At 34.7% G+C, this 24,970-nt stretch carries 19 protein-coding genes; 4 read left to right on the forward strand and 15 right to left on the reverse strand.

Annotated elements, in window-relative coordinates; genetic code table 11:
• Window positions 1–234 precede the first annotated feature (234 nt).
• The 5 genes from LB888_RS11420 to smc all read right to left on the reverse strand — a co-directional run bounded on the left by LB888_RS11420 (window position 235) and on the right by smc (window position 7,359).
• Complete coding sequence (locus tag LB888_RS11420; protein ID WP_318753003.1) at window positions 235–1,158, reverse strand: metal ABC transporter solute-binding protein, Zn/Mn family; 924 nt, start codon at window positions 1,156–1,158, stop codon at window positions 235–237.
• Between the two features lie 776 nt (window positions 1,159–1,934).
• Window positions 1,935–2,954 (reverse strand): signal recognition particle-docking protein FtsY, encoded by a 1,020-nt coding sequence (ftsY, locus tag LB888_RS11425; protein ID WP_318753004.1) that lies wholly within the window; start codon window positions 2,952–2,954, stop codon window positions 1,935–1,937.
• Window positions 2,955–2,968: 14 nt separating this feature from the next.
• Complete coding sequence (locus LB888_RS11430; protein ID WP_318753005.1) at window positions 2,969–3,778, reverse strand: Cof-type HAD-IIB family hydrolase; 810 nt, start codon at window positions 3,776–3,778, stop codon at window positions 2,969–2,971.
• A gap of 24 nt (window positions 3,779–3,802) precedes the next feature.
• Window positions 3,803–4,060, reverse strand: a complete 258-nt coding sequence (locus LB888_RS11435) for a hypothetical protein (RefSeq protein WP_318753006.1) — start codon at window positions 4,058–4,060, stop codon at window positions 3,803–3,805.
• Entirely contained in the window at window positions 4,042–7,359 is a 3,318-nt protein-coding gene (smc, locus tag LB888_RS11440; protein ID WP_318753007.1) for a chromosome segregation protein SMC, read from the reverse strand. The genes LB888_RS11435 and smc overlap by 19 nt, the downstream gene beginning before the upstream one ends.
• A gap of 305 nt (window positions 7,360–7,664) precedes the next feature.
• On the opposite strand from smc, the gene LB888_RS11445 reads away from it, so the two are divergent.
• The gene (locus tag LB888_RS11445) at window positions 7,665–8,600 is read left to right on the forward strand and encodes a diacylglycerol/lipid kinase family protein (protein ID WP_318753008.1); all 936 of its coding nucleotides are present in this window, start codon (window positions 7,665–7,667) and stop codon (window positions 8,598–8,600) included.
• Window positions 8,601–8,694: 94 nt separating this feature from the next.
• On the opposite strand, the gene LB888_RS11450 is transcribed toward LB888_RS11445, so the two are convergent.
• The 5 genes from LB888_RS11450 to gndA all read right to left on the reverse strand — a co-directional run bounded on the left by LB888_RS11450 (window position 8,695) and on the right by gndA (window position 18,392).
• Window positions 8,695–11,295 carry an ATP-dependent RecD-like DNA helicase gene (locus LB888_RS11450; protein ID WP_318753009.1) on the reverse strand — a complete coding sequence of 867 codons (2,601 nt, stop codon included), beginning with the start codon at window positions 11,293–11,295 and terminating at the stop codon, window positions 8,695–8,697.
• Window positions 11,296–12,268: 973 nt separating this feature from the next.
• On the reverse strand, window positions 12,269–14,419 hold the full coding sequence (locus LB888_RS11455; RefSeq protein WP_318753010.1) for an ATP-binding cassette domain-containing protein: 2,151 nt from the start codon (window positions 14,417–14,419) through the stop codon (window positions 12,269–12,271).
• Between the two features lie 136 nt (window positions 14,420–14,555).
• Window positions 14,556–16,073 (reverse strand): HAMP domain-containing sensor histidine kinase, encoded by a 1,518-nt coding sequence (locus LB888_RS11460; protein WP_318753011.1) that lies wholly within the window; start codon window positions 16,071–16,073, stop codon window positions 14,556–14,558.
• Window positions 16,074–16,075: 2 nt separating this feature from the next.
• Window positions 16,076–16,777: a response regulator transcription factor gene (locus LB888_RS11465; protein WP_066126449.1), complete on the reverse strand. Its 702-nt coding sequence runs from the start codon at window positions 16,775–16,777 to the stop codon at window positions 16,076–16,078.
• Window positions 16,778–16,946: 169 nt separating this feature from the next.
• The gene (gene gndA / locus LB888_RS11470) at window positions 16,947–18,392 is read right to left on the reverse strand and encodes an NADP-dependent phosphogluconate dehydrogenase (protein ID WP_071408917.1); all 1,446 of its coding nucleotides are present in this window, start codon (window positions 18,390–18,392) and stop codon (window positions 16,947–16,949) included.
• A 149-nt stretch (window positions 18,393–18,541) separates the two neighbouring features.
• Between gndA and LB888_RS11475 the strand changes: the two genes are divergently transcribed.
• Window positions 18,542–18,679 (forward strand): DUF4044 domain-containing protein, encoded by a 138-nt coding sequence (locus LB888_RS11475; RefSeq protein WP_141749294.1) that lies wholly within the window; start codon window positions 18,542–18,544, stop codon window positions 18,677–18,679.
• Between the two features lie 46 nt (window positions 18,680–18,725).
• On the opposite strand, the gene LB888_RS11480 is transcribed toward LB888_RS11475, so the two are convergent.
• Genes LB888_RS11480 through LB888_RS11490 form a run of 3 tightly spaced genes read right to left on the reverse strand, consistent with a single transcriptional unit; the run spans window position 18,726 to window position 20,592 of the window.
• Window positions 18,726–19,283 (reverse strand): TIGR01440 family protein, encoded by a 558-nt coding sequence (locus LB888_RS11480; RefSeq protein ID WP_318753012.1) that lies wholly within the window; start codon window positions 19,281–19,283, stop codon window positions 18,726–18,728.
• A gap of 15 nt (window positions 19,284–19,298) precedes the next feature.
• A complete protein-coding gene (locus LB888_RS11485; RefSeq protein ID WP_078755374.1) occupies window positions 19,299–19,805 on the reverse strand; it encodes an ECF transporter S component in 507 nt (168 codons plus the stop codon).
• On the reverse strand, window positions 19,795–20,592 hold the full coding sequence (locus LB888_RS11490) for a hydroxymethylpyrimidine/phosphomethylpyrimidine kinase (RefSeq protein WP_318753013.1): 798 nt from the start codon (window positions 20,590–20,592) through the stop codon (window positions 19,795–19,797). Before LB888_RS11490 ends, LB888_RS11485 begins: the two co-directional genes overlap by 11 nt.
• A gap of 140 nt (window positions 20,593–20,732) precedes the next feature.
• Between LB888_RS11490 and LB888_RS11495 the strand changes: the two genes are divergently transcribed.
• Window positions 20,733–20,858 carry a hypothetical protein gene (locus LB888_RS11495; RefSeq protein ID WP_318753014.1) on the forward strand — a complete coding sequence of 42 codons (126 nt, stop codon included), beginning with the start codon at window positions 20,733–20,735 and terminating at the stop codon, window positions 20,856–20,858.
• Window positions 20,859–20,921: 63 nt separating this feature from the next.
• Entirely contained in the window at window positions 20,922–21,152 is a 231-nt protein-coding gene (locus LB888_RS11500; RefSeq protein ID WP_318753015.1) for a hypothetical protein, read from the forward strand.
• 538 nt (window positions 21,153–21,690) lie between these two features.
• On the opposite strand, the gene LB888_RS11505 is transcribed toward LB888_RS11500, so the two are convergent.
• Window positions 21,691–22,785: an IS30 family transposase gene (locus LB888_RS11505; RefSeq protein ID WP_318753016.1), complete on the reverse strand. Its 1,095-nt coding sequence runs from the start codon at window positions 22,783–22,785 to the stop codon at window positions 21,691–21,693.
• Between the two features lie 479 nt (window positions 22,786–23,264).
• Entirely contained in the window at window positions 23,265–24,965 is a 1,701-nt protein-coding gene (locus LB888_RS11510; protein ID WP_318753017.1) for a hypothetical protein, read from the reverse strand.
• Between the last annotated feature and the right edge of the window lie 5 nt (window positions 24,966–24,970).

Genomic DNA, 24,970 nt, shown 5'->3' on the forward strand with positions numbered 1-24,970 from the left:
TTTAGATTTTACGAAAATAAAAACGATCTGTCAAGACAAATCGTAATTATTTCTTTTAACCGATATTAATTTACTATTATTAGATTACTTCGCTCGTGCCAATAAATCATCAACTGACCATTGAGGCTAGGCATAAATTTGAAAAATTCAGTCAAATTAGTGATTATTCATTAACAGCGCAAGGGTTGATTCTTCTTGTAATACATCCATTCTCACTTTTTTCAGCTGAGTAACCTATTTTAAATGTTCAAGTAAAATTTTTAATTGCTCTTCATAGTTTTCCATAAAGGTTAAATCATTTTGTGGATTACTTTCTAAAGGATTTAAAACCGCGATTTCTACCCCGGTATTAGTAGAGATGATTTGGGCTATTTTATCGCTCACATTAGGTTCAACAAAAATTGTCTTAATATTATAATCTTTAACAAACGTCATAACTTCATTTAATTGCTTGGCGCTTGGTTCTTTTTCTGCCGAAATACCAGTTACCCCAAGCTGTTTTAATCCAAAGCGTTCAGCTAAATAATAAAAAGCTGTATGTTGAGTTAAAAAGGTTTTATTATCAAGCTCATTAAACTTTGCTTGATATTGTTCAACTAATGCCTCACCGTCTTTGGCCATTTTTTCAGCATTTTGCGTATAAATGTCAGCATTATCAGGATCAATTTTGGCTAATGATTGGGCGATTAATTGGGCTTCATTTCCCACTTCAATTGGATCGAGCCAGGAATGTAAATCATAAGTATTGCCGTGTAAATCAGATTCTTCACCATGATCATGACCGTCATGGACTAAACCTTCTACTATCTTAAATTCTAAGCCTTCTGATGCTTGTATCATTTGCACAGGGTGATTGCCTCTATTTGCTTCTAAATTTTTGGTCCAAGATTCCAATGATTTAGAATGGTAAATAAAAATATCCGCATCATATATTGCCGCCACATCAGATGCGGATGGTTCAAACCCATGAATTCCTGTCCCTGAATTAATCATGCGTACTTCATGTAAATCACCAACTACCTCAGATGTAATGGCATAAATAGGATAAAAACTGGTGACAATATTCAATTTGTTTTCTGTTGCTTGAACCATTGTTGTTGGTAGCATTGTACTTAATAACAATAAAATGCTGCCTAAAAATACGTTCATTCTTTTCATGTAAATCCTCCTTGTAATATATAGTTAAAGATTTTTACTAACGTGAAAATCATTAAAAACCGGCTATTAATCTTATTGCTTGTTTATGGTGTTACATTACTGAATAATCGGTCTTAAAAGGGATGACTCGATAACACGATAGCTCCTAGTTTAACGAATAGAATCGTAACAAATACCCTTTTAACTGTCAATCCTATTCTATAATAAATGATTAAACTTTTAAAATAAATGAGGTTGAGCAGTACTATTTTCCTACTCAACCTCATTGGTATTATTATTACTCATCTAATTTTATGCTTGTGATGTACATTTAAAATAATTAAGCAGCTGGGCAAAAACTTTTTAAATTCTGCTCAGCCATATCTATTTAATTCAAAGCGCAGTGGTTGAGTGGTCTCAACCTGCGTCTTTCGACTTGTTTGAGACCTACTCAACTGTGCGGGGGTGGGCAGACGAAGCGAAAATTATTTAATTTTCTACTTCTTGCCCACTCCCTGTCGTTATTTGTAAATGACAGGACAAACACTTCGAAAATATCTCCTTAATCCATCTGATTAATTTATAACGCAGCAATTAATTGGTTTTAAACAGTGACTTTAAACGAGTTTTTAATCATTCAACGGTGTCAGGGTAAGCAAACAAAGTGAGCACGATTGATTAGCTAGTTCTTGTATACTTTTCTATTATTCCCCAGGATTTATTTAACATTATCCATAGAAACGCTTCATATCAGTAATTGATTTTGACACAGCATAAATAAAATTTAACCTCACTTATTACTGTTGTTCTAAAACATCTTTAATTAATGAGTACATATATTGTTCCGCATCAAATTTTTGTAAATCCGTTGCTTTTTCACCTAAACCGATATATTTAACCGGTATATCTAATTCATAACGAATTGAAAGGACCACGCCACCTTTAGCGGTACCGTCTAATTTGGTTAATACTAATCCTGTAATTTCAGTCGCTTCATTAAATTGTTTTGCTTGAATTAACGCATTTTGACCAGTCGTTGCATCTAGAGCCAGTAAAACTTCCTGAACACCATTAGGGTTTTCGCGTTCAATGATGCGTTTAATTTTGGCTAATTCTTGCATCAAATTCGCTTTGGTCTGTAAACGCCCAGCAGTATCCACTAATAAATAATCATAGTGTTCTTCGTTAGCTTTTTTGACTGCATCAAAGACCACGGATGCCGGATCACTTTGCGCTTTTCCTGTTACAACAGGTATTCCTAAACGCTCGCCCCAAACATTCAATTGTTCAATCGCACCCGCACGGAAAGTATCAGCAGCAGCTAATAGTACTTTATGCCCATCTTGTTTTAACTGATAGCCGATTTTTCCGACCGAGGTCGTTTTTCCCACACCATTGACACCAACGAATAAAATAACGGTTGGCCCATCTGGATTAAGACGAATATCATTACTTTCTTGGCCATCTTTTTCATAGATTTGCACCATTTTCTCTAACATGACTTGTTTGACATCATTGGCCTTATAGGCATTACGGGCTTCTAATTCGTCACGAATTGCGTCCGTTAACGCCATGGTCATTTGAAAACCAACATCCGCACTGATAAAAGCCTCTTCAAGGTCTTCATAAAATTCTTCATCAATTTCTCTAAAGCTACTAAATAAATCATTGATACGATCTGAGAAGTTTTTGCGTGTTTTCTCCATCCCCTTGTCATACGTATCAAAAACGATTTGATCTTCAACGGGTTGTTCTATTTCTTTTATAACAGTATCTTCACCGGTAAAGGCACGACGAATACGGTCAAATAATCCCATTAGAATTCCTCCTTTTATTTGATGAATTGATAGATTGCTTCCGCGACACCATCATGATTATTGTCTGCGGTAATATGATCAGCTTTAGCTGTCACTTGGGGTACAGCATTGCCCATCGCCACCCCAACTCCAGCAAATTCAATCATCGATAAATCATTTTCTTGGTCACCGATTGCCATCACTTCACTTGGTTCAATCTTTAAGTAGTCGGCGAATTCTTTTAACGTATTTCCTTTAGTTACACCAGGGGCTACAATTTCAAGTAAATTAGTTTGTGACTTAAAAACAGAATATTGACTGACTAACTCTGAAGGTAGTTTTAAAATTTGCTCATCTAAATACTTAGGTTCACAACATACTACAAACTTATTAAATTGATGATCTTTTGAAAAAGTTGCGAAGTCCTGAGTCTTTGCAATGGTCTTTTTACGATTATTAAAATAAATCGACGGATGGTTTTCTGGATAAAACGGTGGCTCATAGACATGTTCAGCATCAATAATATTAAATGGTAATGCCAAATCTTTAGTCACATTATACCATTTTTGCATATCGGTTTGCGACAAAGTGTGCTGTTTAATCACTTCGCCATTAGCCGCTTTTTGAACGAGACCACCATTAAAGGTAATAATAAAATCTTCCGTTGAATTTAAACCAATTTCCTCAACAAAATCTTTCATCAATAAATAAGGACGTCCAGTACATAAAACAATTTTCACACCTTGTTGATGCGCATCATGCAACGCTTGGATATTTCTTTTTGAAATATTGCCGTCACTATTTAATAATGTTCCATCTAAGTCAATGGCGATTAATTTCATCATCTTGTTAAGCACTCCTTTTCGTTATTATTCCTCAATGTTGGCTTCACTCAAACGTACAGAAGCCAATTTCGATACACCTGAACGTTCCATGGTAACACCATATAGTACATCCGCATGTTCCATCGTACCTTTACGGTGCGTAATCACAATAAACTGTGTATTTTCAGTAAATTGTTGTAAATATTCTCCGTATCGATACACATTCGCATCATCCAAGGCCGCTTCTACCTCATCCAATACACAAAATGGTACGGGTTTGGTCTCTAAAATTGCAAATAACAAAGCAATGGCTGTAAAAGCTCGCTCTCCCCCGATAATAAAGCAAGATTTTGCTTACGTTTACCAGGTGGTTGTGCAATAATATCAACCCCAGTGGTTAATAAATTGTCAGGATCCGTCAATTCTAATGATGCTTCCCCACCACCAAATAAAGATTTAAAGGTACGTTTAAATTGGTGATTAATTTGATGGAAGGATTCACTAAATCGTTTAATAACTTCCGCATCCATCGCATCCATCGTATCTTGTAATTGTCCCATCGCTGTTAATAAATCCTCTTGTTGTTCTAATAAATAAGTGTAACGCTCATTTAAATTTTCAAAATCTTCAATGGCTGCTAAGTTTATCGGTCCTAAATTATCGATTGCTTTTCTTAATTCTTTAACGCGACTGGACACTTCTGAAATAGCTAAATCTGTTTGGGCTTGTTGACTAGCCGCTTCATAACTTAATTGATAATTTTCATTTAAATAATTTAGATGGTTATCAATCAATTCTTTAAATTTCTCAATTTGAGCTTGTAATTTTGCTTGTAATTTAAATTGCGCTTGTTGTTGTTGTTGAATTTTTACCTTCTTATTTTCTAAATCGCGTAAATTTTGGTTCCATTCACTACGATTTTGTTTGCTTTGATCAAGCTTCGTCGTATGTTCAACCAACTCATTATTTAAAGTTTCGATTTGAGATTCTACTTCCATAATGGTTTCTTTCAATTGATTTAAATCTTGCTCACTACTTAATTGATTATTTTGATAATTTTCAATAAATTCGTTTAACTGAACGAGTTGTGCAGTAAGTTGCTCTACTTGAGTTTTAATTTGTCTTAACTCAGATTGTTTAACGGCTTTTTCGGTATTGAGTTGTGACAATTCATGATTTAATTGTTCAATTTTCTTTTGACGGTCTGCTTGCGATACATTCATTTGTTCCAATTGCTGAGTACCTTCCGCAATCTTTTGAGTCATTAACCGAATGGTTTCTTGCGCTTCGGTTAATTTAGCTTGTGATTGATTGATAAATTGTTCCGCTTCATCAATATCCATTTGTGCTACTTTCAGTTCATTTTGATTAATTTTTACTTGTTGAACAAATTGTTGTAAAGCTTGTTTTTGTTGGTTTACTTCATGGTTAATTTGATTGACTTGATTAAGACTCGCCTCACCATTTTCACGCACGCTTTGTTCCAATTCTTCTACTTGATCAATTTTCGTAATCATTGACTTTTGACTGTTAGTAGCAGCCTCTAATTCTATTAGCGCCTTTTCTAAATCAGTTTGGCGACTTAGCATCGAAGTTTGTTGGTTTCGTTGACGACCACCGGTTATGGAGCCACCTGGCATTAAAATATCGCCTTCTAGGGTAACGATTTTTACTTGATGTCTTAATTGTTTAGATAAACTTTGAGCATTGACAATTGTATCCATCACAATAGTATTACCCAATAAATTTTCAATGATGGCTTGATTAATCTCATCAAATGCTACCAATTGATGACCAATCCCAATATAGCCCGCATGTTTTTGTGCTGTTTGCAAATGATAATCTTGAACTGAACGGCCTTTAATATTCGGTCTCGGTAAGAAGGTAGCTCGCCCAGCACGATGCTCTTTCAAATAAGCAATTGCCTTACGTGCAGATTGATCATCTTCAACTACAATGTGTTGTAACGAACCGCCTAAGGCTGTATCAATCGCTAATTGAAATTCTGGCTTAACATGGATCAACTCGGCCACCGTACCATTGATACCACCAATATCTTTAGCATGTTGCATGATGAATTTTACCCCACCATAATAGCCATCATACTGCTCTTGCATTTGTTTTAGTGAGTTAACACGTACATTCAACGTATTGACTTGACGTTCAATCGCAAATAATTCCTTTTGAATTTGATTACGCTTTTGTTGAAGGGTTTGCCATTCTTGTTGCAGTGATTGATGAAGTTCATTTTGCATTTTTTGGGTCGCCTCTTTTAATTCGAGTGACGTTTCTAATTCTTTTAATTCAGTTTCACTGGAGGCTAATGTTTCTTTTAACATTTTGTGTTTATTTTTAGCACGTTTCAAACGCATTGTTTGTTGTTCAATTTGTTGTTCTAACTGGTTTACTTCATTTTTTGCACTTGCTTCAGATTGATAAAATTGAATCATTTCACTTCTTAGTGTTTCAACCTGATCATCCGATAAACCAGCTGCCATTTTTCTATCTGATTCAAGCTGACTAATTTTATCTGTTAATTGTTCAATTTCGGTTTCAAGCGTCACTTTAGACGTACTTTGTTTTGCTAAGTCCTCTTGAATACGTTCTTTTTGAACCAATTGATTTTCAAATTGTAAAGTTTTTTCATCCGTATTGGCCTGATTGAATTGCAGTTCCTGTTGGAGCATCTGATATTTTGCTTTGGCTTGTTCAACCTTTCGAACGAGTTCTTGATGAGTTTCATTTTCACGGTCAATTGAGATTAATAAATCGTCCAACATTTGTTGTTGTTCATTAATTGTTTCAGATAAACGGGTTAATTCTTCCTCACCCAATTGAATGGCTTGATCGACATTGGATAGTTTCACTTGAGCTTCATCCCATTTTAGACGATTTTGTTCAATTTGATGAGTATATAGTGAAATTTCTAAACTAGATAGTTCCTCTTGATACGTTTGATATTTCAAAGCTGTTTCACGTTGTTTTTTAAGCGGCTTAATTTGACCTTCTAATTCATGAATAATGTCTTTAACACGACTTAAATGGTCCTCAGATTTAATCAATTTACGTTCTGCTTCAGCTTTACGTAACTGATATTTTTGCACGCCGGCGGCCTCCTCAAAAATAGACCGTCGCTCTTCTGGTTTATTGAGAAAAATACTTTCGACTTTCCCTTGAGAAATCATCGCAAAACTATTTTTTCCTAATCCAGAGTCTAATAGTAAGTCGACAATATCTTTTAGTCGTACTGACTCATTGTTAATATAATAATTACTTTCACCATTACGATTATAACTTCTAGTAATACTAATCTCACTAAAATCATAATCTAGATAGCGATCCTCATTATTCAGCACTAAGGTAACTTTAGCTAGGTTAACAGCCTTACGGTCTTGGGTTCCGTTAAAAATAACGTCTTCCATTTTAGAACCACGCAAACTCTTAGCAGATTGCTCTCCTAAAACCCAACGAATGGCTTCTGAAAGATTACTTTTGCCACTCCCATTAGGCCCCACAACAGCAGTTAATCCTTTGTCAAATTCAATGACCGTTTTATCAGCAAATGATTTAAACCCAGTCATCTCAACACGTGCTAAATACATGATATCACCTCCAATTTTTTCAAATTTCAATCTAGGTTATTATAACATAAATGCAAGGACTTCACACTATTAGAGACAGGAGAAAAGTTTAGATAAACCTTTAACCACGCCTCCTCCTCACTGGCTGCCACTAATAAATCTCGAATACTCTTTAAAAATTTCTACTGATTAAAATTTTCGTGGCTTTAATAAAGATGGTTTAAGTTCTTTATTTCATTGCTTGATTTATGTTGGTTTTCTTGCATATTAACCATAATCTTGTATACTTTAAATTAGGAAACTGAAGAAAGTTGAGAGGGAATCAGATGAATCATCTATATATTATTGCCAATATTCAAGCTGGATCCGGCAATGGTGCCGACGTATTAAATCAAGCTCAAGACTACTTAAGAAAATTTCGTGCTCCTTTCATTACACTAACGACAGAATATAAAGGACATTCAATTGAATTAACCCAACAAATTTTAGCTAAAGCTGAACAACGAACACTTGATACGATTATAGTAGTAGGTGGCGATGGGACCCTACATGAAGTTGTAGCAACTTTAAAAAAAGCCAAGCAAACCATCCCCATCATCTATTTAGCCGCCGGTACTGGCAATGATTTTAAACGAACGTGGTCGCCAAATGCTTCGGTAGAATCAACATTACAACAATACTTGATGCATAAAAATATAACGACAGTACCCATCTTTGAATCGTATAATCATCTCACAAAAAATACGGATGTTGTCTTGAATAGTTTAGGTTTTGGTTTTGATGGTACTGTTATTTACGAAGTCAATACAATGCCTCAAGATGCCTTTTTCCGTCAATTTCTTAATGGAAAGTTTGCCTATTTGGTTAATGTCTTTAAAGCTGTTAGTAAATTAGACCATTTTGATGTGCAATTAACAGTTGATAATCAAACAATTCAGCTTGAGGACTGTCAGTTAATTTCGTTAATGAATTCACCTTATTTAGGTGGTGGTATTCAGCTATCCACTGATATCAAAGCCGATGAAAAGATTATCAATGTGGTTGCTATTAAAAACGTTAAGCCAATTAACTTACTCAAATTAATGTGGCAAATATTAGTCAGCAAAACCACACCGGCCGCTGAACACTATTTTTACACAAAAGGTGAAAAAGTAACGATTCAAATTGAAGAACCGATTCTTAGTCAAGTCGATGGTGAACTGCTTAATAAAGATCAAGCATATTTGACCTTGACTTTAACTGAATATCCATTTTACCTTTAATAGAAAAATGAAACTTGCTTCTCCTAGCTTTATGACCCTTTTAGCACCTTCTGTTGCTAATTGAGTCATGCTAGTATGAAACAAGTTTCTTTTTTTATTTTGTTTTCATAAAATCATAAGGCGATTGGTTTTCCATACCAATCATCGGGTCAATTAACCAAATTGTTTCTTCCGATAATTCATTTAAATTAAGCCTTGGCTCTACATCAGAAACTAGCGCTTTTTTTGAATTGTCCTCATCAGTTGTTAAACCTTGATGATGTTTGGCCTCGAGTGAATCTGATTTCGCATGCTCTTCTGATTTAAGCTTTGTATCATCAATTGTTGTAGGTGTTAAAGTTAATTGTTCAAGCGTTTCTACTGTATTTTCATTATGTTGACCATTAGGTGTAGCTGTTTCAGATGGAATGGTTAATAAATTCCCTTCTTCATCTTCGTACGCTACCGTTTCATTGGCAAATTTTATTTTTAATAAGTCCTTTAAAAATGTTTGTCTAGGAATGATATTAGCAGTAGTCGCTTTATAAAAACTATTAGGATTGCCGACCATTACTAAACTGGTCTTTGCCCGCGTGATAGCTGTATAAAGCAGATCTCTTCTCAACATCCGTGAATACATATCAACCAATGGGAGAATAACTAAGGGATATTCACTCCCTTGTGATTTGTGAATTGAACAACAGTAAGCTAAAGTTAATTGATCTAAATCACTACGCTTATAAGTTAATTCACGTTCATCAAAGGAAACAATGATCTCTTCTACATTTGAATCTGTTTCTGCCCCCGTCATGATGGCTGTTATTTTACCAATATCACCATTATACACATCGGCTTCAGCATTATTAACTAATTGTAAGACTTTATCGCCTACTCTAAACACCGTATCGAAATATTGAATTTCTCTTTTACCTTTTTTAGCTGGATTCATAATGGCTTGTAATTGAGTGTTTAATTCATTAATACCGGCTGCCCCTTTATACATCGGGGCTAGCACTTGCATGTTAGTGCCATCAAAATGTTTATTTTGGGCTTTCGCAACAATCGTTTGCACCACATGTGCTACTTGATCGGTTTGACAACGAATAAAAGAACGATCATTTTGCTTTTCTAGAAAGTTATCCGGTAAAGCTCCATTCTTAATGCTATGAGCTAATTCAACAATTGTACTGCCTTCGTTTTGCCGATAAATGGTGTTGAGTTGGATTGTAGGTAAACATTTAGAGGCTATTAAGTCATTAAAAACTTTTCCAGGACCTACTGATGGCAGTTGGTCTTTATCTCCTACGAAGACTACTTGCATATTATATGGTATTGCTTGTAGTAACCAATTCATTAACCAAGTATCGACCATCGACATCTCGTCTACTATCAAAAGATTGCCTTCTAACTCTTCTTGGGCTGAAAAGTCTTCATAGTCAGAATCGCGATTGAATCCCAACATACGATGAATGGTCATAGCAGGTAAATCTGTCATCTCATTCATTCTTTTTGAAGCTCTTCCCGTAGGTGCCGCTAATAATATCGGGGCAAAATCTGGTTTATGTTTCAAATCTTCTAATGAATACTCATGTAAGGTAGCATGAAGATGAATCAGTCCTTTTACAAGAGTTGTTTTTCCCGTTCCAGGACCACCGGTAATAATAGACATTGGTGAATTAATCGCCAATTTTAACGCCGCTTGTTGTTGTTCATCGTATTGAATAGCATTTAATTCCATCACTTCTGCTAATGCTGAATCAATATCCGCTTCATCAAAATAATCAGTTGTTGCATATTGTAAATGATTGGATAATTTCGATACAATGCCAACCTCAGCGTAATATAAACTCGGTATCATAATGCCTTCAGCTAAATTCATCAAGCGTTCTTCTAAAATCGCTTTATCTAAGGCTAAATTCATTAAACTGTCATCTAATAAAAAAGGACGAGCATTTTCTAACATTTCACGACTCTTTATTAAACAAGCCTCGCGTTCAATATAGGTATCGCCATTATTATTACAGTGTTCATTAACGACCGTATAAATGCCCGCGATGATGCGATCAACCGAATCCGCTTCAAATCCTAATTTTTCAGCCAAATTATCGGCTTTATTAAAGCCAATCCCCTCGATGGATTCAACCAGTTCATAGGGATTTTCCTTAATCTTTTCAATTGCTGAACTTTTATATTTTTGATAAATCTTATCTGCTAATTTAGGACTAAAACCCCATTCAAATAATTGCATAAACACGCGCTCCGTGCCTTGGTGTTTAAGTAAGTTTTCTCTTAAAGAAACTTGAACTTTTTGGTTTAAACCTTTAACCTTTTTCAAAGCATTAGGATCCGCAACAATAATATCAATCGCATCCATACCTAATGCATCAACGATATTTTTAGCAAGCTTAATCCCAATTCCGGGGAACCGTTCACTAGATAAATAATCAATTAAACCTTGCTCTGAGGTAGGGGCTAGTTGTTGATAACGCGTCACAGCGAATTGTTCACCGTATTTTGGATGGTTAGTAAAATGGCCATAGAACTCATAATTAGTATCATAATGTAGCGTCGCAAATTGACCGGTAATAACTAAGTCTTCTGCTGTCAAAGCATTTGACAATTCATCGTCTACGTTAATACGAACCACTTTATATAAATTACTTGGGTTTTCAAAATAAATAGCGTCAATTGTCCCCACAATTAATACTTCGTCCATTATGCACCTCCTCATATAAGCAATATTATAACATATCTAATAGTAAAATTAAGAAAGAAATATTTATGGAGTGCCCAAGAAGTCAAAATTCGATTAAATTTTAATTCATCTGCCCGTCCTCGCTGCATTAAATAAGACTCAACTTAGATATTAGGACACAGATTGAGACTATTCATCACTGAACTATAAATTAAAGAGGTTGAACTTTGACTTTCATTCTCCACTAAATATTTATAGTCTATTTCTTATGAGTCCACACAAATAGTTGTAGAGCCTATATGTTTAGCAAAATATTGGTATTACAAATGCTGATTAGATAAAAAATAGCCGTTTAACCTCAACATGTTAAACGGCCCAAAATTCCGTGATCCACACCATATGATAAAGAACTAAAATTTTAAGACTCGCATTATTTGACAAAGAGCCAACTCCGAGACCCACACCATTTAAAAAGAACCATTATTACCTTCTAATACTGATTACATTGCACCTAGCAGCTGCCCTACAAACATGATGAGCGGCAGTATTAACATTAAAAGTAGATTCAATACTATAAATAACCCGTCCTTTTCTTTAATCCCCAATATTAATCCTAACAGGCCAATCATTGGGCAGATAAAGATAGATGGTCTTAGGTTAGTGTACGTTTCAAAGATGTCTATTGGCAGTAGGTAAAAACAACAAAAATTGCTATTCCCAGTAGAAACTTTTTCCTGCTTAAATTCTTCATCAACCATCCGCTATTATTCAAATTATCTTCTCTCTCTACAATGCTATTTTAATTAAACTTTTCTTCAAATTTGTCAGTTAAGATGATTGGGATGATGATATCGACAAGGTTCAGTTAAAATTCAAAACCATTGCTTGTCTCCCATGATGGAGTCGCAAATTAAATAATTAAGGGCTAATCCTTTCAAAATACAATTCACCCCTTGAAAGAACTCTCAATTTATTCGTGGAAAACTTTTGCATTTTATTTTCCTAATAAAGAGTTATACAATTGTTTTTCTTTCACTCTGGTAACATTCCAGATTAGCGCCACCAGTAAAGAGATATTGACTAAACAAAATAATGTCGCAATAACAACTGGATTAAATAATTGATTGATACCATTTAGGTATAAAGTGTTTTTAAAGTGAATTAAGTAGATGACGCTTGATAGGATATACGCAGATAAAAAGCTGAGGTAAAACAGAATTAAGTGTTCGTAGATGAGTATCCGTTGAACTTCACCTCGTGAATAACCTAAACTAAATTGAATCGCCAACTGGTCGGTATGTCTCTTAAAACATTGACGATTAAACAGACTTAATAATAAACCTATTACTAAAGATACTAAGATAGAAATACCAATTAATCTGAGTTTCTCTCTTTGATAATCTTCAGCAATTGTTCCGTTTTTAAAACTATGATGACTTAATTGTACGTATTGAGGAAATAACCTTTCAATTTCTTCCGCAATTACTTGCTGGTCAGCGTCAGATTCTAACTCAATAATCATGGTGGCATAACCTGAACCATAAGCTTTTTCAAATTCCTCAAAAGAATTGAACATTTTAACACTATTAATGCCCTTCACCAATCCACTTGAATTGTACATCATTTTTAAAGAATTATAATAATCCATCAGATTATCTCTTTCAATATTAATAAGAAAATGACTCCAAGGAACATATATAGGGAAATAAAGTTCACTCGTATTGGAAGTATCTAAATGATAAACACCAGAAATAATGTAATCACTCTTTTTGACATCCAATTGATTATCAACTGAAACAGTCTCAAAAGAAACGGTTTCTCCCACCACATTATGATAATCTTGATGCTGGTAATAAGATTGAATAAATAAATCAGGTACTAAAACTTGATTTGAATCATCATCAGGGTATTCCCCTTCGATAATAGTTAATTTTTCCGGATTAAAGTTGCTACTGGCTTCTTTAGGTACTGTGAGCATTTTAAAGCCAAAGCCAATATAAAATTCGCCCTTTTTATATTTGAATTGATTTTTAATTTGGTCGGACAATTGATCTTGATTATAGATTAAATTTAAACCGTAACCTTCAGGATTTTTTTCTAAAAATAGATTTTTATCAGTATTAACGACTGATTCGACTCCTTTGATATTTTTTACATTATCAATATCTTCGTTAGAAAAGTATAATTTAGATCCATCTGAAAGTTTTGACGTTGTTCCATTACCAAGCAACACCCTTTGAGCATTGGGGATTAATTCCCCCGTATCAATTACAATCGTATTTTCAGTAACAGTTGTAAAAAGGCTTTCAAAACGATTGGTTATGCGACTAAATTGCAAACTAAATAACATAAACAATAGCGAAAATACAACTGCTACTGGAACTAACATTAAAACATTCTCAAGTCTCTTAGCTTGCAATAGTGAAGAAGCTTGCAAATAAGGTGTTTTCTTGACAATGTTTGCTTTTTTACACGTTTCAGCAATAGGTTGTGTCGCTTCATCACTAGATTTAATTTTAACAATTTTATGATTTTTAAACTGAAAAATATCATCAGAATTTTCAATAACGGACATATTATTACTTAAGATAATAATCGTCAACCCTTTTTCTTTTAAATGATGAATATATTGCATTAAATAATGAATATTATTCAACTCTAAGCCATTAGTCGGTTCATCTAATAATAAGATTTTGGGTTTAAGTAACAGTGATCGAGCAATGGCTAGTTTCATTCTTTCAGAGGTACTTAACTCCGAAACTCTTTTATATTTTACATCTTCTAAAGATAAGGTAACAAGTTGTTCATTAATTTCTTCTTCAGGAAATAAACCTAATTTTGCCAAGTTATCCCACACTGTCATTAAATCATTTAATTTTTGATTCTGGTAAACAATTTGCATTTCCAGATTCCTGATACAGTGCCAATCCTCTTCAGAAAAATCATGAACATTTTGATCGAAAAGTAAATAATCCCCTTCAAAATAACTGTCTAACCCAAATAAGATTCCCAATAAGTTATCTTTTTGGGCTTCATCGTCATAATAAATTGTATATATTTTACCAGGGGATTTAATGGAAAAATTAACACCATCCAAAATTAGCCCTTCTTTTTCAGTTTTTGTTACTTTTCGAAATTCAATCATGTTCTTACCCCTTTTTAAAAAGCAATTTCAAATCAATTATAACCTAAAAAATAATTGAACAATAACTTTTGATAAATAAAATAAATGAAATCAGTTCTACTTTATATTTTAACAGAAAGTTATTGTTCACAAGATACTATAATGTTTTTCGAATTGCTTTTTGTTTACTCTTATAAATTTGCCGTTGGTCGGTTAAGATTGGAAATGTGACATAAAAAATAGAGCCATGACCTAGTGCACTTTCGACTTTAATTGAGCCCTTGTAGCTTTTTACTAATTGTTGAGCAATACTTAAACCGAGTCCATTACCACCTTTATCACGCGATCGTGCTTTGTCAACACGGTAAAATCGGCTAAAAACGCGCTCTTTGTCTTCTTCAGACATTCCTTCACCAAAATCTTGAACGGCAATTTCAATTTCGGAAAGACTAGTACTGACTGAAAGATGGATTTCTTTACGGTCTTGACTATATTTGACTGCATTATCAATCAAAATAATGAGCAGTTGCTCAAAGTGATTACGAAACATTTTAATATACAAATCATCAGGATTCTTTTCAATATCTAAGTAAAAATTAAAGTCTGGATAAAGCATCACAAAATTGCTGTGAATCTGTCTGATGGTCGAATAAACTTCCGTAATTTCGTCTTTATAATCCATTTCTGCGTGATCTGCCCTCATCAAATCAAGCATCTCTTGCACAAGGCCCTTCATCCTTGATATTTCTTGTAAAGAAGCAGAAATCGACTCTTCTAATATTTCTGGATCATCCTTACCCCAGCGATTTAATAATTTTAAATGGCCTTCCACTATTGCGACCGGTGTTCTTAACTCGTGAGAAACATCTTCTACGAATTGTTTTTGATTTCTGACATACAAATCAATTTTATCTAGCATGCGATTAATATGTAAAGTCAAATCACTCCATTCATCCGTCGAACGTGGGCGTCGCATGCGCATTTCAGACAAGTTCTCTTCTTCTACCAAATCTAAAGCATTATTTAAATAATTTAGCGGTCGTAAAAATAGACGCGATAATACAAAGGCAACTACAGCTGCTACCAATAACAGTACGAGTATTGAAATAAAAAAGATATGCCTTTGATTCTTTTCCAGTTCAATTAAGGCTTGTGGTTGCACAATATATTCCAAGACACCTAAATTTTCTCCTGATTGGGTCGAACGGATTGTAGTACGACCAACATAACTGAGGACATCTTTGATTTCAGTTTCCACTAATTGTTTGTTACTCTCTACCGTTGGGACATCCAAATGTCTATTGCTGAAGACTAATTGATTGCGCTCATTAAATAAGCGTATTGTTAAATCATCATTTAAACCGGTGCTAATATACTGGTACAGTTCTTTCGAGATATTTTGTGATTGTTGATTGCTATTAAGTTGTTTATTATCTAAATCAGTACTTGATGGTCTTTGATATAAGTAATCAAAGGCTTGAATATACTCAGTCATGCGGTCAAAATTTTCTTGATAAACAGCTTTGATCGCTGAGCGTTGTTCTTGATGATAATAATAATAATTAAAATTTAAGGTCGTTAAGGCGATAACAAAGAAACCTAAAAATAATAAAACGCCCCATTTCCATTTTAGGGAAATGGGTTGTTCTCTTTTAAACCATTTTCTAATATTCATCTTTACGTTCTCATAACATAACCAGTACCACGAACAGTTTGAATATAACTTTCCTTATTTGGTAAGTCGATTTTATTACGTAAGTAACGGATATAAACATCGACCACATTGGTTTCCACTTCTGATTTATATTCCCAAACTTCATCTAATAAAACTTCACGCGACATTACCATATTCAAGTTTTCCATTAAAAATAATAATAATTCATATTCACGTTTAGTCAAATCAATCACTTCATCACCACGACGCACAATCCGATTAGCTTTTTCGATGACTAAATCACGATAGGTAACCGTCGGTTGTTGAGGTGAACGTTGTTCCTCTTCTGATTCAATTCGACGGAATAATGCACGCAAGCGCGCTAATAATTCTTCAATGGCAAATGGTTTTACGATATAATCATCCGCCCCTTGATCTAAACCGGATACACGATCCATAACAGAATCACGGGCAGTCATAATGATAATTGGCGTATCTTTTACTGGTCGAATACGACGACATACTTCAAGTCCGTTTAATTCTGGTAACATTAAGTCTAATAATATAACATCCCAATCTTCTTCTAAGGCTGCTTCTAATCCACTACGCCCATCATTACAAATTTTGGTCTCGTAGCCTTCATGTTGTAATTCTAAATCAACAAAGCGTGCAAGATTCTTTTCATCTTCAATAATTAAAACACGTTGTTTTTTATCTTCAGACATACTATGTCCTCCTTATCAATTTTTAATCTCTTCGTCTTTATATTACACAAATTTGTAGCAAAATTCCACCATTTATTACTGAAAACCTAAGATTTTCTAATAATTAAGCGCATAATACTAATAAAGGAGCCCAAATTATCTAATTTGGACTCCTAAGAGTTAAAAATAATTAATCTTCTAATTTTTCTTCGCGCACTTCATTCCAGTGGAAATGGAAAGTACCTGGTTTATCAACACGGTTATAAGTATGAGCCCCAAAGTAATCACGTTGTGCTTGGATTAAATTAGCCGGTAACACTGCTGAGCGATAGGAATCATAATAAGCAATCGCTGCTGAGAAAGTTGGAACTGGAATTCCAGCTGCAATCGCCACTGATACCACATGACGAACCGCTTCATGATTTTTAGAGACAATCTCTAAGAAATAGTCGTCTAGCATTAAGTTTGGTAATTCTGGATTTTTCTCGTAAGCATCGGTAATTTTTTGTAAGAATTTTGCACGAATAATACAACCTGCACGGAAAATACTTGCGATTTCGCCATAAGGTAAATTCCAGTCATAGGTTTCACTTGCTTCACGCATTTGAGCAAACCCTTGAGCATAGCTCATAATTTTACTAAAGTACAATGCTTGACGAATGGATTCAATTAATTCTTTACGAGCTGTTTCATCTAATTCCAATTTAGCATCGACATTTGGAATAATCGTACTTGCATGCACACGTTGGTCTTTTTGACTTGAAATAAAGCGTGCAAACACTGATTCAGTAATTAATGATAAAGGCTCACCTAAATCTAATGCACTTTGTGAAGTCCATTTACCAGTTCCTTTGTTACCCGCACGGTCCATAATGACAGAAACCATTGGTTTACCTGTTTCAGGATCATTGGTTTTTAAGATTTGAGATGAAATTTCCATTAAGAAACTATCCAACTCACCTTCATTCCACTCTGTAAAGATATCTCCTATTTCAGCAACTGATAAGCCTAAACCACGGTGTAAAATATCAAATGATTCCGCAATTAATTGCATGTCTCCATATTCGATACCATTATGTACCATTTTAACATAATGTCCCGCACCATTTGGACCAATGTAAGTCACACATGGTTTGCCATCTTCTTCAGCTTTAGCTGAAATTTGTTCTAGGATTGGCGCTACTAATTCATAAGCTTCTTTTTGACCACCTGGCATAATTGAAGGTCCTTTTAATGCCCCTTCTTCACCACCAGAAACTCCAGTACCAATAAAGTTAATGCCAGAGTTCGCTAAATACTCACTACGACGAATCGTATCTTTATAGAAAGTATTTCCTCCGTCAATCAAAATATCCCCTTTGTCTAAGTGAGGTAATAATGATTCAATAGTTGCGTCTGTCCCTTTACCGGCTTGAACCATTAATAAAATTTTACGAGGCTTTTCTAATGAATCAACAAATTCTTCAACTGAATAAGTTGCTTTCAAGTTTTTTTCAGGATTTTCTTCAATGACTGCGGTTGTTTTCGAACCTGTACGGTTGAATAAGGCTACTGAATACCCTCTGCTTTCAATATTTAATGCGATGTTACGTCCCATAACGGCCATACCTACGACACCAATTTGTTGTTTTGACATGTAATTGCCTCCTAGTTATTATTTCTCATTTATTTTACCAAATTTTCAGTAAATATTAAAGCTTAATGCAAAAAAATCAACTTAAGTTGGTTTATATTTTGAATCGTTTATAATATAATAGTACTGTCATTAATAAAGGAGATCATGTTATGTTTCAATCAAATAAAAATAAGAAAAAATTATCGAAAATGGATCGAATTGTCCGCTTTATTTCAATCGCAATGGTATTAACTATGTTAGTTTCGCTAATTATATCATTTATTTACAGTTTAAATAGTTTCTTCTAAATATCAAGACCCTCTGATCAATAGTCAGAAGGTCTTTACCTTTCGCTTATTTTATTTCTATTCCCTCATAAATGGCTCTAGGACCGCCAACATAACGTGGACGTGAGGTGACTGCCGTCACATGAGCATGTCCTAAAGTTTTAATCGTCGGTCTAATCGGTACTTGAACGGATTTTACATGCATCCCAATAAAAGTATCGCCAATATCAATGCCGGCTTTTGCTTGTACTGCCATCACTTCAATCGGATTTTTAAATAATTTAAAAGCTGATACCGAAGTAGCGCCTCCGGCATGAAGACTTGGTCTGACCCATACCTCTTCATAGCCTTTACTTTCAGCTACCTCTGACTCAATAACCAATGAACGATTTAAATGTTCGCAGCCTTGAACCGCTAAATGAACGTTTAATGGATTTAACTTATTTAAAAGTGTTTGAACGATCAACTCACCAATTTCTAAACTAGAATGTTTACCAATTTGATGCCCCATCACTTCACTTGTTGAACATCCTAAAACAAAGACATCATTTTCTTTTAAATTTGCCTTTTCAATAATATTGTCCATAATTTCATTTAAGTTTTCTTGTAATTGTTCTAAGTTCAATTCTGCTCCTTCTTCCTAATGAGAGTATACTTTTAATATCGATAAAAATTTATTTTTTACAAGCATCACAACGACACTACCAAAGCCAACTTGTACAATGTTACTTGGGATTGAAACCCATCCTACGCCGCCACCATATAGGAATTCATTGGCCATAGCATAGCCGCCAACCATAATCAAGCCAGCGATTGCTAAAGCAAACAACATGCTTTTATTGTCGTTTCCATATTTTTCAATAATCAAGCCATAAACCAATCCTTGTAATCCATGAATAACAAGTGAGAACGGTGCCCAAATAGTATATCCTGAAATTAAATCAATTAATAGGCCAGTGAGCCCCCCTACGACTCCCCCACCTAATGAACCAAAGGCTAAACCTGCACAATAAATTCCGGCATCTAATATTGTAACAAATCCATTAGTAGCAGGAACGGGTATAATAATTAATAATGACAAAACTAAAGTTACTGCTGTAATGACTGCTAAATATGTTAATGTACGAACATCAAATTTATTTCTCATTTATATCCCCTATTCTATTCCAAATATTTCCCCCATCACCGGATGGTAAAGATAAACCTTGATTGATTCCTTGATATACAAAGTGTTTAGCATTTTCGATTGCTTGCTCGAGTTTTTCATTATTTGCTAATTGAGCCGCAATCATTGAAGATAATGCACAGCCTGCTCCATGTATATTTAAGGTGTCTAATTTAGGCAATTCAAAAAAGTGTACCTTTTCGCCATCAAATAAAACATCCACTGCTTTTTCACCTGGAAAGCGCGCACCACCGGTAATCAATACTGGAGTTTTCACAATCGAGTAGATATTCTTAGCTTCATCTGCCAGCATCAATTGATTCTCAATGTCACCACTTTCAGCAATAATCTTTGCTTCCGTTAAATTAGGTGTAATGACTGTCGCTGATTTCATTAAGTCAATCATTTCTAATCTAATTTGCTTAATTTCCTTCGATGACTCCTTAAAAGCCATTACAGGATCAATCACAATCGGACAATCTTGCGTTTCAATAAATTCTTTGACTATCGCAATCGTTTTGGCATCGTTTAATAAACCGATCTTTATGGCTGATAATTGATGCGAATTCGCAATCGTTTGAAGCTGTTGCTTAATTAAACTAGCAGGCAAAGAAACAATTTCAAAAGAACTATCACTACTCTCAACTGCGATACAAGTAATCACATTAACCGCAAAACTCCCTGCTTGTTCAATGGTCTTGATATCTGTAGTAATACCGCCACCACCCCAAGTATCCGAACCAGCTATTGTTAAGACTACTGTATCCATTCTCTCCCCCTTTGTAAATAATATTTTCATTATAGCACATTTTCTTTTAAGGGAGTGGGCAAGAAGTAGAAAATTAAATAATTTTCGCTTCGTCTGTCCACCCCCGCACAGTTGGGAGTGGACCAAAAGTAGAAAATCAAATGATTTTCGCTTTGTCTGTCCACCCCCGCAAAGTTGGGAGTGGACCAGAAGTAGAAAATCGAATGATTTTCGCTTTGTCTGTCCACCCCCGCAAAGTTGGGAGTGGGCAAGAAGTAGAAAATTAAATAATTTTCGCTTCGTCTGTCCACCCCCGCACAGTTGGGAGTGGACCAAAAGTAGAAAATCAAATGATTTTCGCTTTGTCTGTCCACCCCCGCAAAGTTGGGAGTAAACCAAAAGTAAAAAATCGAATGATTTTCGCTTTGTCTGTCCACCCCCGCACAGTTGGGAGTGGACCAAAAGTAGAAAATCAAATGATTTTCGCTTTGTCTGTCCACCCCCGCAAAGTTGGGAGTGGACCAAAAGTAGAAAATCAAATGATTTTCGCTTTGTCTGTCCACCCCCGCAAAGTTGAGTAGGTCTCAAGCAAGTCATTAAAGACGCAGATTGAGACCACTCAACCACTGCGCTTTTAATTTAATAACAATAACTTGATTAAGTTTACCAAATTTATCTTTAACCTCATTAAAGACGCAGATTGAGACCACTCAACCACTGCGCTTTTAATTTAATAACAATAACTTGATTAAGTTTACCAAATTTATCTTTAACCTCATTAAAGACGTAGTTTGAGACCACTCAACCACTGCGCTATTAATTAATGAACAAAAATCTTAACAAAATTTATCAAGTTTATGCCTAATCTCCTATTATGTTAGTCTATTTTCGCTAAATAAATCAAGACTTTTTCTTTTATTAATATTTTTTCTTGTTTTGAAAAAATCGGAAATTTCAAGTTGAAGTTAGCCACTTATCGTAAACAATGTGTTACCTACTAACTTACTGTATTGGTCTATCTAGTCAGTGCTTGACAATGAGCTGAGGCATGATAGGTCATTCCAAGGCTGGCTTCTACCAGCTTCCCAGGCTTTCAGTCATGCTGAAGGAGGCTCGTTGTCAAGCACTGACGAGTCCTTCCTCTTGTCTTACTTTTTTGAAGGCTTTAGTAAAGACTTCATGAGGTGTTTGATAACCTAATATTTTCCTAGGATAATCATTCATCCATTGTTGTATTCTCAAACAATCCCTTTGAGTTAAGTCACTCATAGAGTTACCTTTTGGAATGAAACGACGAATGAATTTATGTTGATTCTCACTCGTTCCTCTTTCCCAAGAAGCATAGGGATGCGTAAAGTAGACATCTAATACCTCAGATAACCCTTCGTGGAGTCCTGAAAATTCTGAACCGTTATCTGATGTAATACTCTTAAAGATATATTCAAACTGATCACCTGCTCGTTCTTTCAAATTCGTCACTGCTTTATCGACTGATTCAGCATCTTTTCCGTCAATTTTTAGAATGACTTCAAAGCGTGTTTGTCTTTCAACAAGCGTGAGTAGTACTGGCTCGGATTTTGTCTTATTCCCTATAACGGTGTCGATTTCCCAATGACCAAATGTTTCTCGAGTATCAATTGATTGAGGGCGTTCTTCAATGGATGTTCCAAGCACTCGCTTATTACGACGAACTTTTTGACTAGGGTTCTTTATCTTACGAGAAAGTTTCTCTAATAAATCGATATTTTTAGTCCGCATAATTCCACTATCAATCCAGTGGTATAAAGTAGTGGTACAAGGAATTAGTTCGTTTGCGAATAAGTTGTAACGATTCGCAAAACCAACCACCGTATCGGGTGACCATCCATCTTCTAACATCTTTTGATCAGCCCAATCAATAAAGTCAGTGGAATCAATCCATTTTGGACGTCTTCCTGAATTTTTACGTAAGTCTTCATAGCGTGATTGTGCAAGTTTTGGGTCGTAAACCTGGTAGGTATAAGTATAAACTTTACCCCCTTGTTTTTGACGACGGATTTGACGAATTGTCCCACGTTTTATTTCATTGTTGATTGTTTGTGGGGCACGTTCAATGGATTTAGCAATGTGACGATTTGAATAGTTTTCAAGTACCAAAATTGAAATTTGACACCGTTCTTCATAGGTGAGATGTTTGCCTTTATGTGATGATGTGCTAGAATTAGTATGCGTCATGTGATTTCATCCTTATCTATTGAGAGTGTGGTAACTTCAATAATAACATGAAATTTACATGGCGTTTTTTTATTTAATTGGATTTTTTGAAGTGGCTAACTTCATTATAAAATCCGCCGTTTTGAAAAAATGAATCATTCTGAAATGATATTTCTAAAATTGATAGACTACGATCAAAAGAATAAGTACCTTTCACCTATAATCAAAATGATAGTTTAAGCGTGCTATTTTGGTAAATACAATACCATTTTTCTAAACTAATTAAGTTCTCCATTGCCATTCAAATCATTTCTAATGGAATCATACGTTGACTCATATTTAACCACTGAATGGAATGCAGTGTGCTCTTAAGATTCTTTCAACAACAGTGTCTCATTCTTGATTACCAACATAATCTCAAGCTGCCTAATAAAAAAAGAATGACTTTTAGTAAAAACAGAACATTTTACTATCAGTCATTCCTAGAAATCAGCTTTACATTATTCAGTTGTTACATTCTCTTTTGCGTCATCCCATTCAATGGAACGCACTTCTCCTGATTCACTTACTCCCATCTTTACTTCTGTACCATCATTTAAGAATGGTAATGAATCATTCAACTGAATGGGTGCTTGATAAACTTTGCCATCAATCATGAAATAATAAACGGTATTACCACTTTTAACGACAGCCTGAACATTTTCAACTGCACCGACCACTTCAAGTAACGCCTCTTCAGTCTCTAATTCCTCAATATCAACTGGATTTTCAGCTGCATAACTTAACAATAGTTTTTCGACACTACTTTCGACATATACAGTTTGATAATTTTGCACATCGACTAAAGCATAAGCTTTAATTAATCCGGAGGAATCTTTTAATGAAAGCACATAAACCGGCTTACCACTCAAGTTAATTAACAATGGGAACGTAGCCGTATAACCTTTTTCTTGTACACTTCCTTCTGCAGAACTCATCGCAGAAAATTCTTCGGCTGCACTGATTGGGTACATTTTGGCTTCTTTTGTTCTTAAATTAACTAAAACAAACCCAATGTTCGATTCATCAGCATTAATCGAGGTAATCCCTGTATATAGATATAAATCATCATCCATTGGTAAATAATTATAGCCTTCAGTAGGTTGAGTCACACCTTCATTTGAAAATAAAATATTCCAAAACCCATTCACATATTTTCCATGCATTTGCAATTGATGTAAAACTAAATCGGCACTGTAAACACGATCAACCCATTGTGGTATTTCTTCTAATGAATAATGTTTGGACTCACCAGTTGAAGCATTCACTACCACTAACCCTGTTACTTCTGGTTCAAATAAGAAGAAATTACGACCATAAGTAGATGCAATATAATAAGGTGTCCCTTCATCGTCTACCTCAAAACTAGGTTTACCAAAGATAGTAAAGGGATATTTAAATCTTAAATGACGATTAATATTACGCCAAAATTTATCGGCGTAAGAATATTTAATCGGAGCTTCAGGTGTTTCAACCGTTACTTCTCCGGTGACATTATCTACCTTTAAATAATGAGGAATACCCTCAGAAAAGTTATTTAACCATTTAAAAAATCCAGCATATTCTAATGGTGTCACACGATAGGGATAATTATTAATATTAATTTGCACATATTCAGGACTCGCTACAAACTGTGATACTAAATTAGTAAGGGCACCGAGCTTACGATTACCTAATCTAACCGCGGTATCTCGATCAATTAATGGTATCTGGTTGACATCCGTTTCTGAGAATTCTGTTTCAAAATCAGCCTGTGCTACTGGTAACATATCACGATATGAGGAAGCCATAAAAAATGGTGAAAAGATAGCTGAACTCACTAACCAAATAACCAGAGCCACTGGTAAAATCCCAAATAAAACTTTATATTTAATAGACATACTTTTAAACTGTGTACTGGTATTTTGACTACGATTAAAAACAAAATTAGAACCATCTTTTAATACTTCAATTACGATAATCCCCACAACGATGAGTCCTAGGAAAAACCAAAAATCAAAAGCGGCATAATGTATCGGCGGTAAGGCAATATAGTAATAAAGAAAGGCTAAAACAAACAATAAAATATATAAAGCATTAAAACCCATACGACTGAATAAAGCCAAAAAATTTCGGTGAGATTTTTTCGCATGTTGTTGACTACTATTAGTTACGTCTTTCATCTAAA

Source organism: Globicatella sp. PHS-GS-PNBC-21-1553 (assembly GCF_033564055.1).
GTDB classification, from domain to species: Bacteria; Bacillota; Bacilli; order Lactobacillales; family Aerococcaceae; genus Globicatella; species Globicatella sulfidifaciens.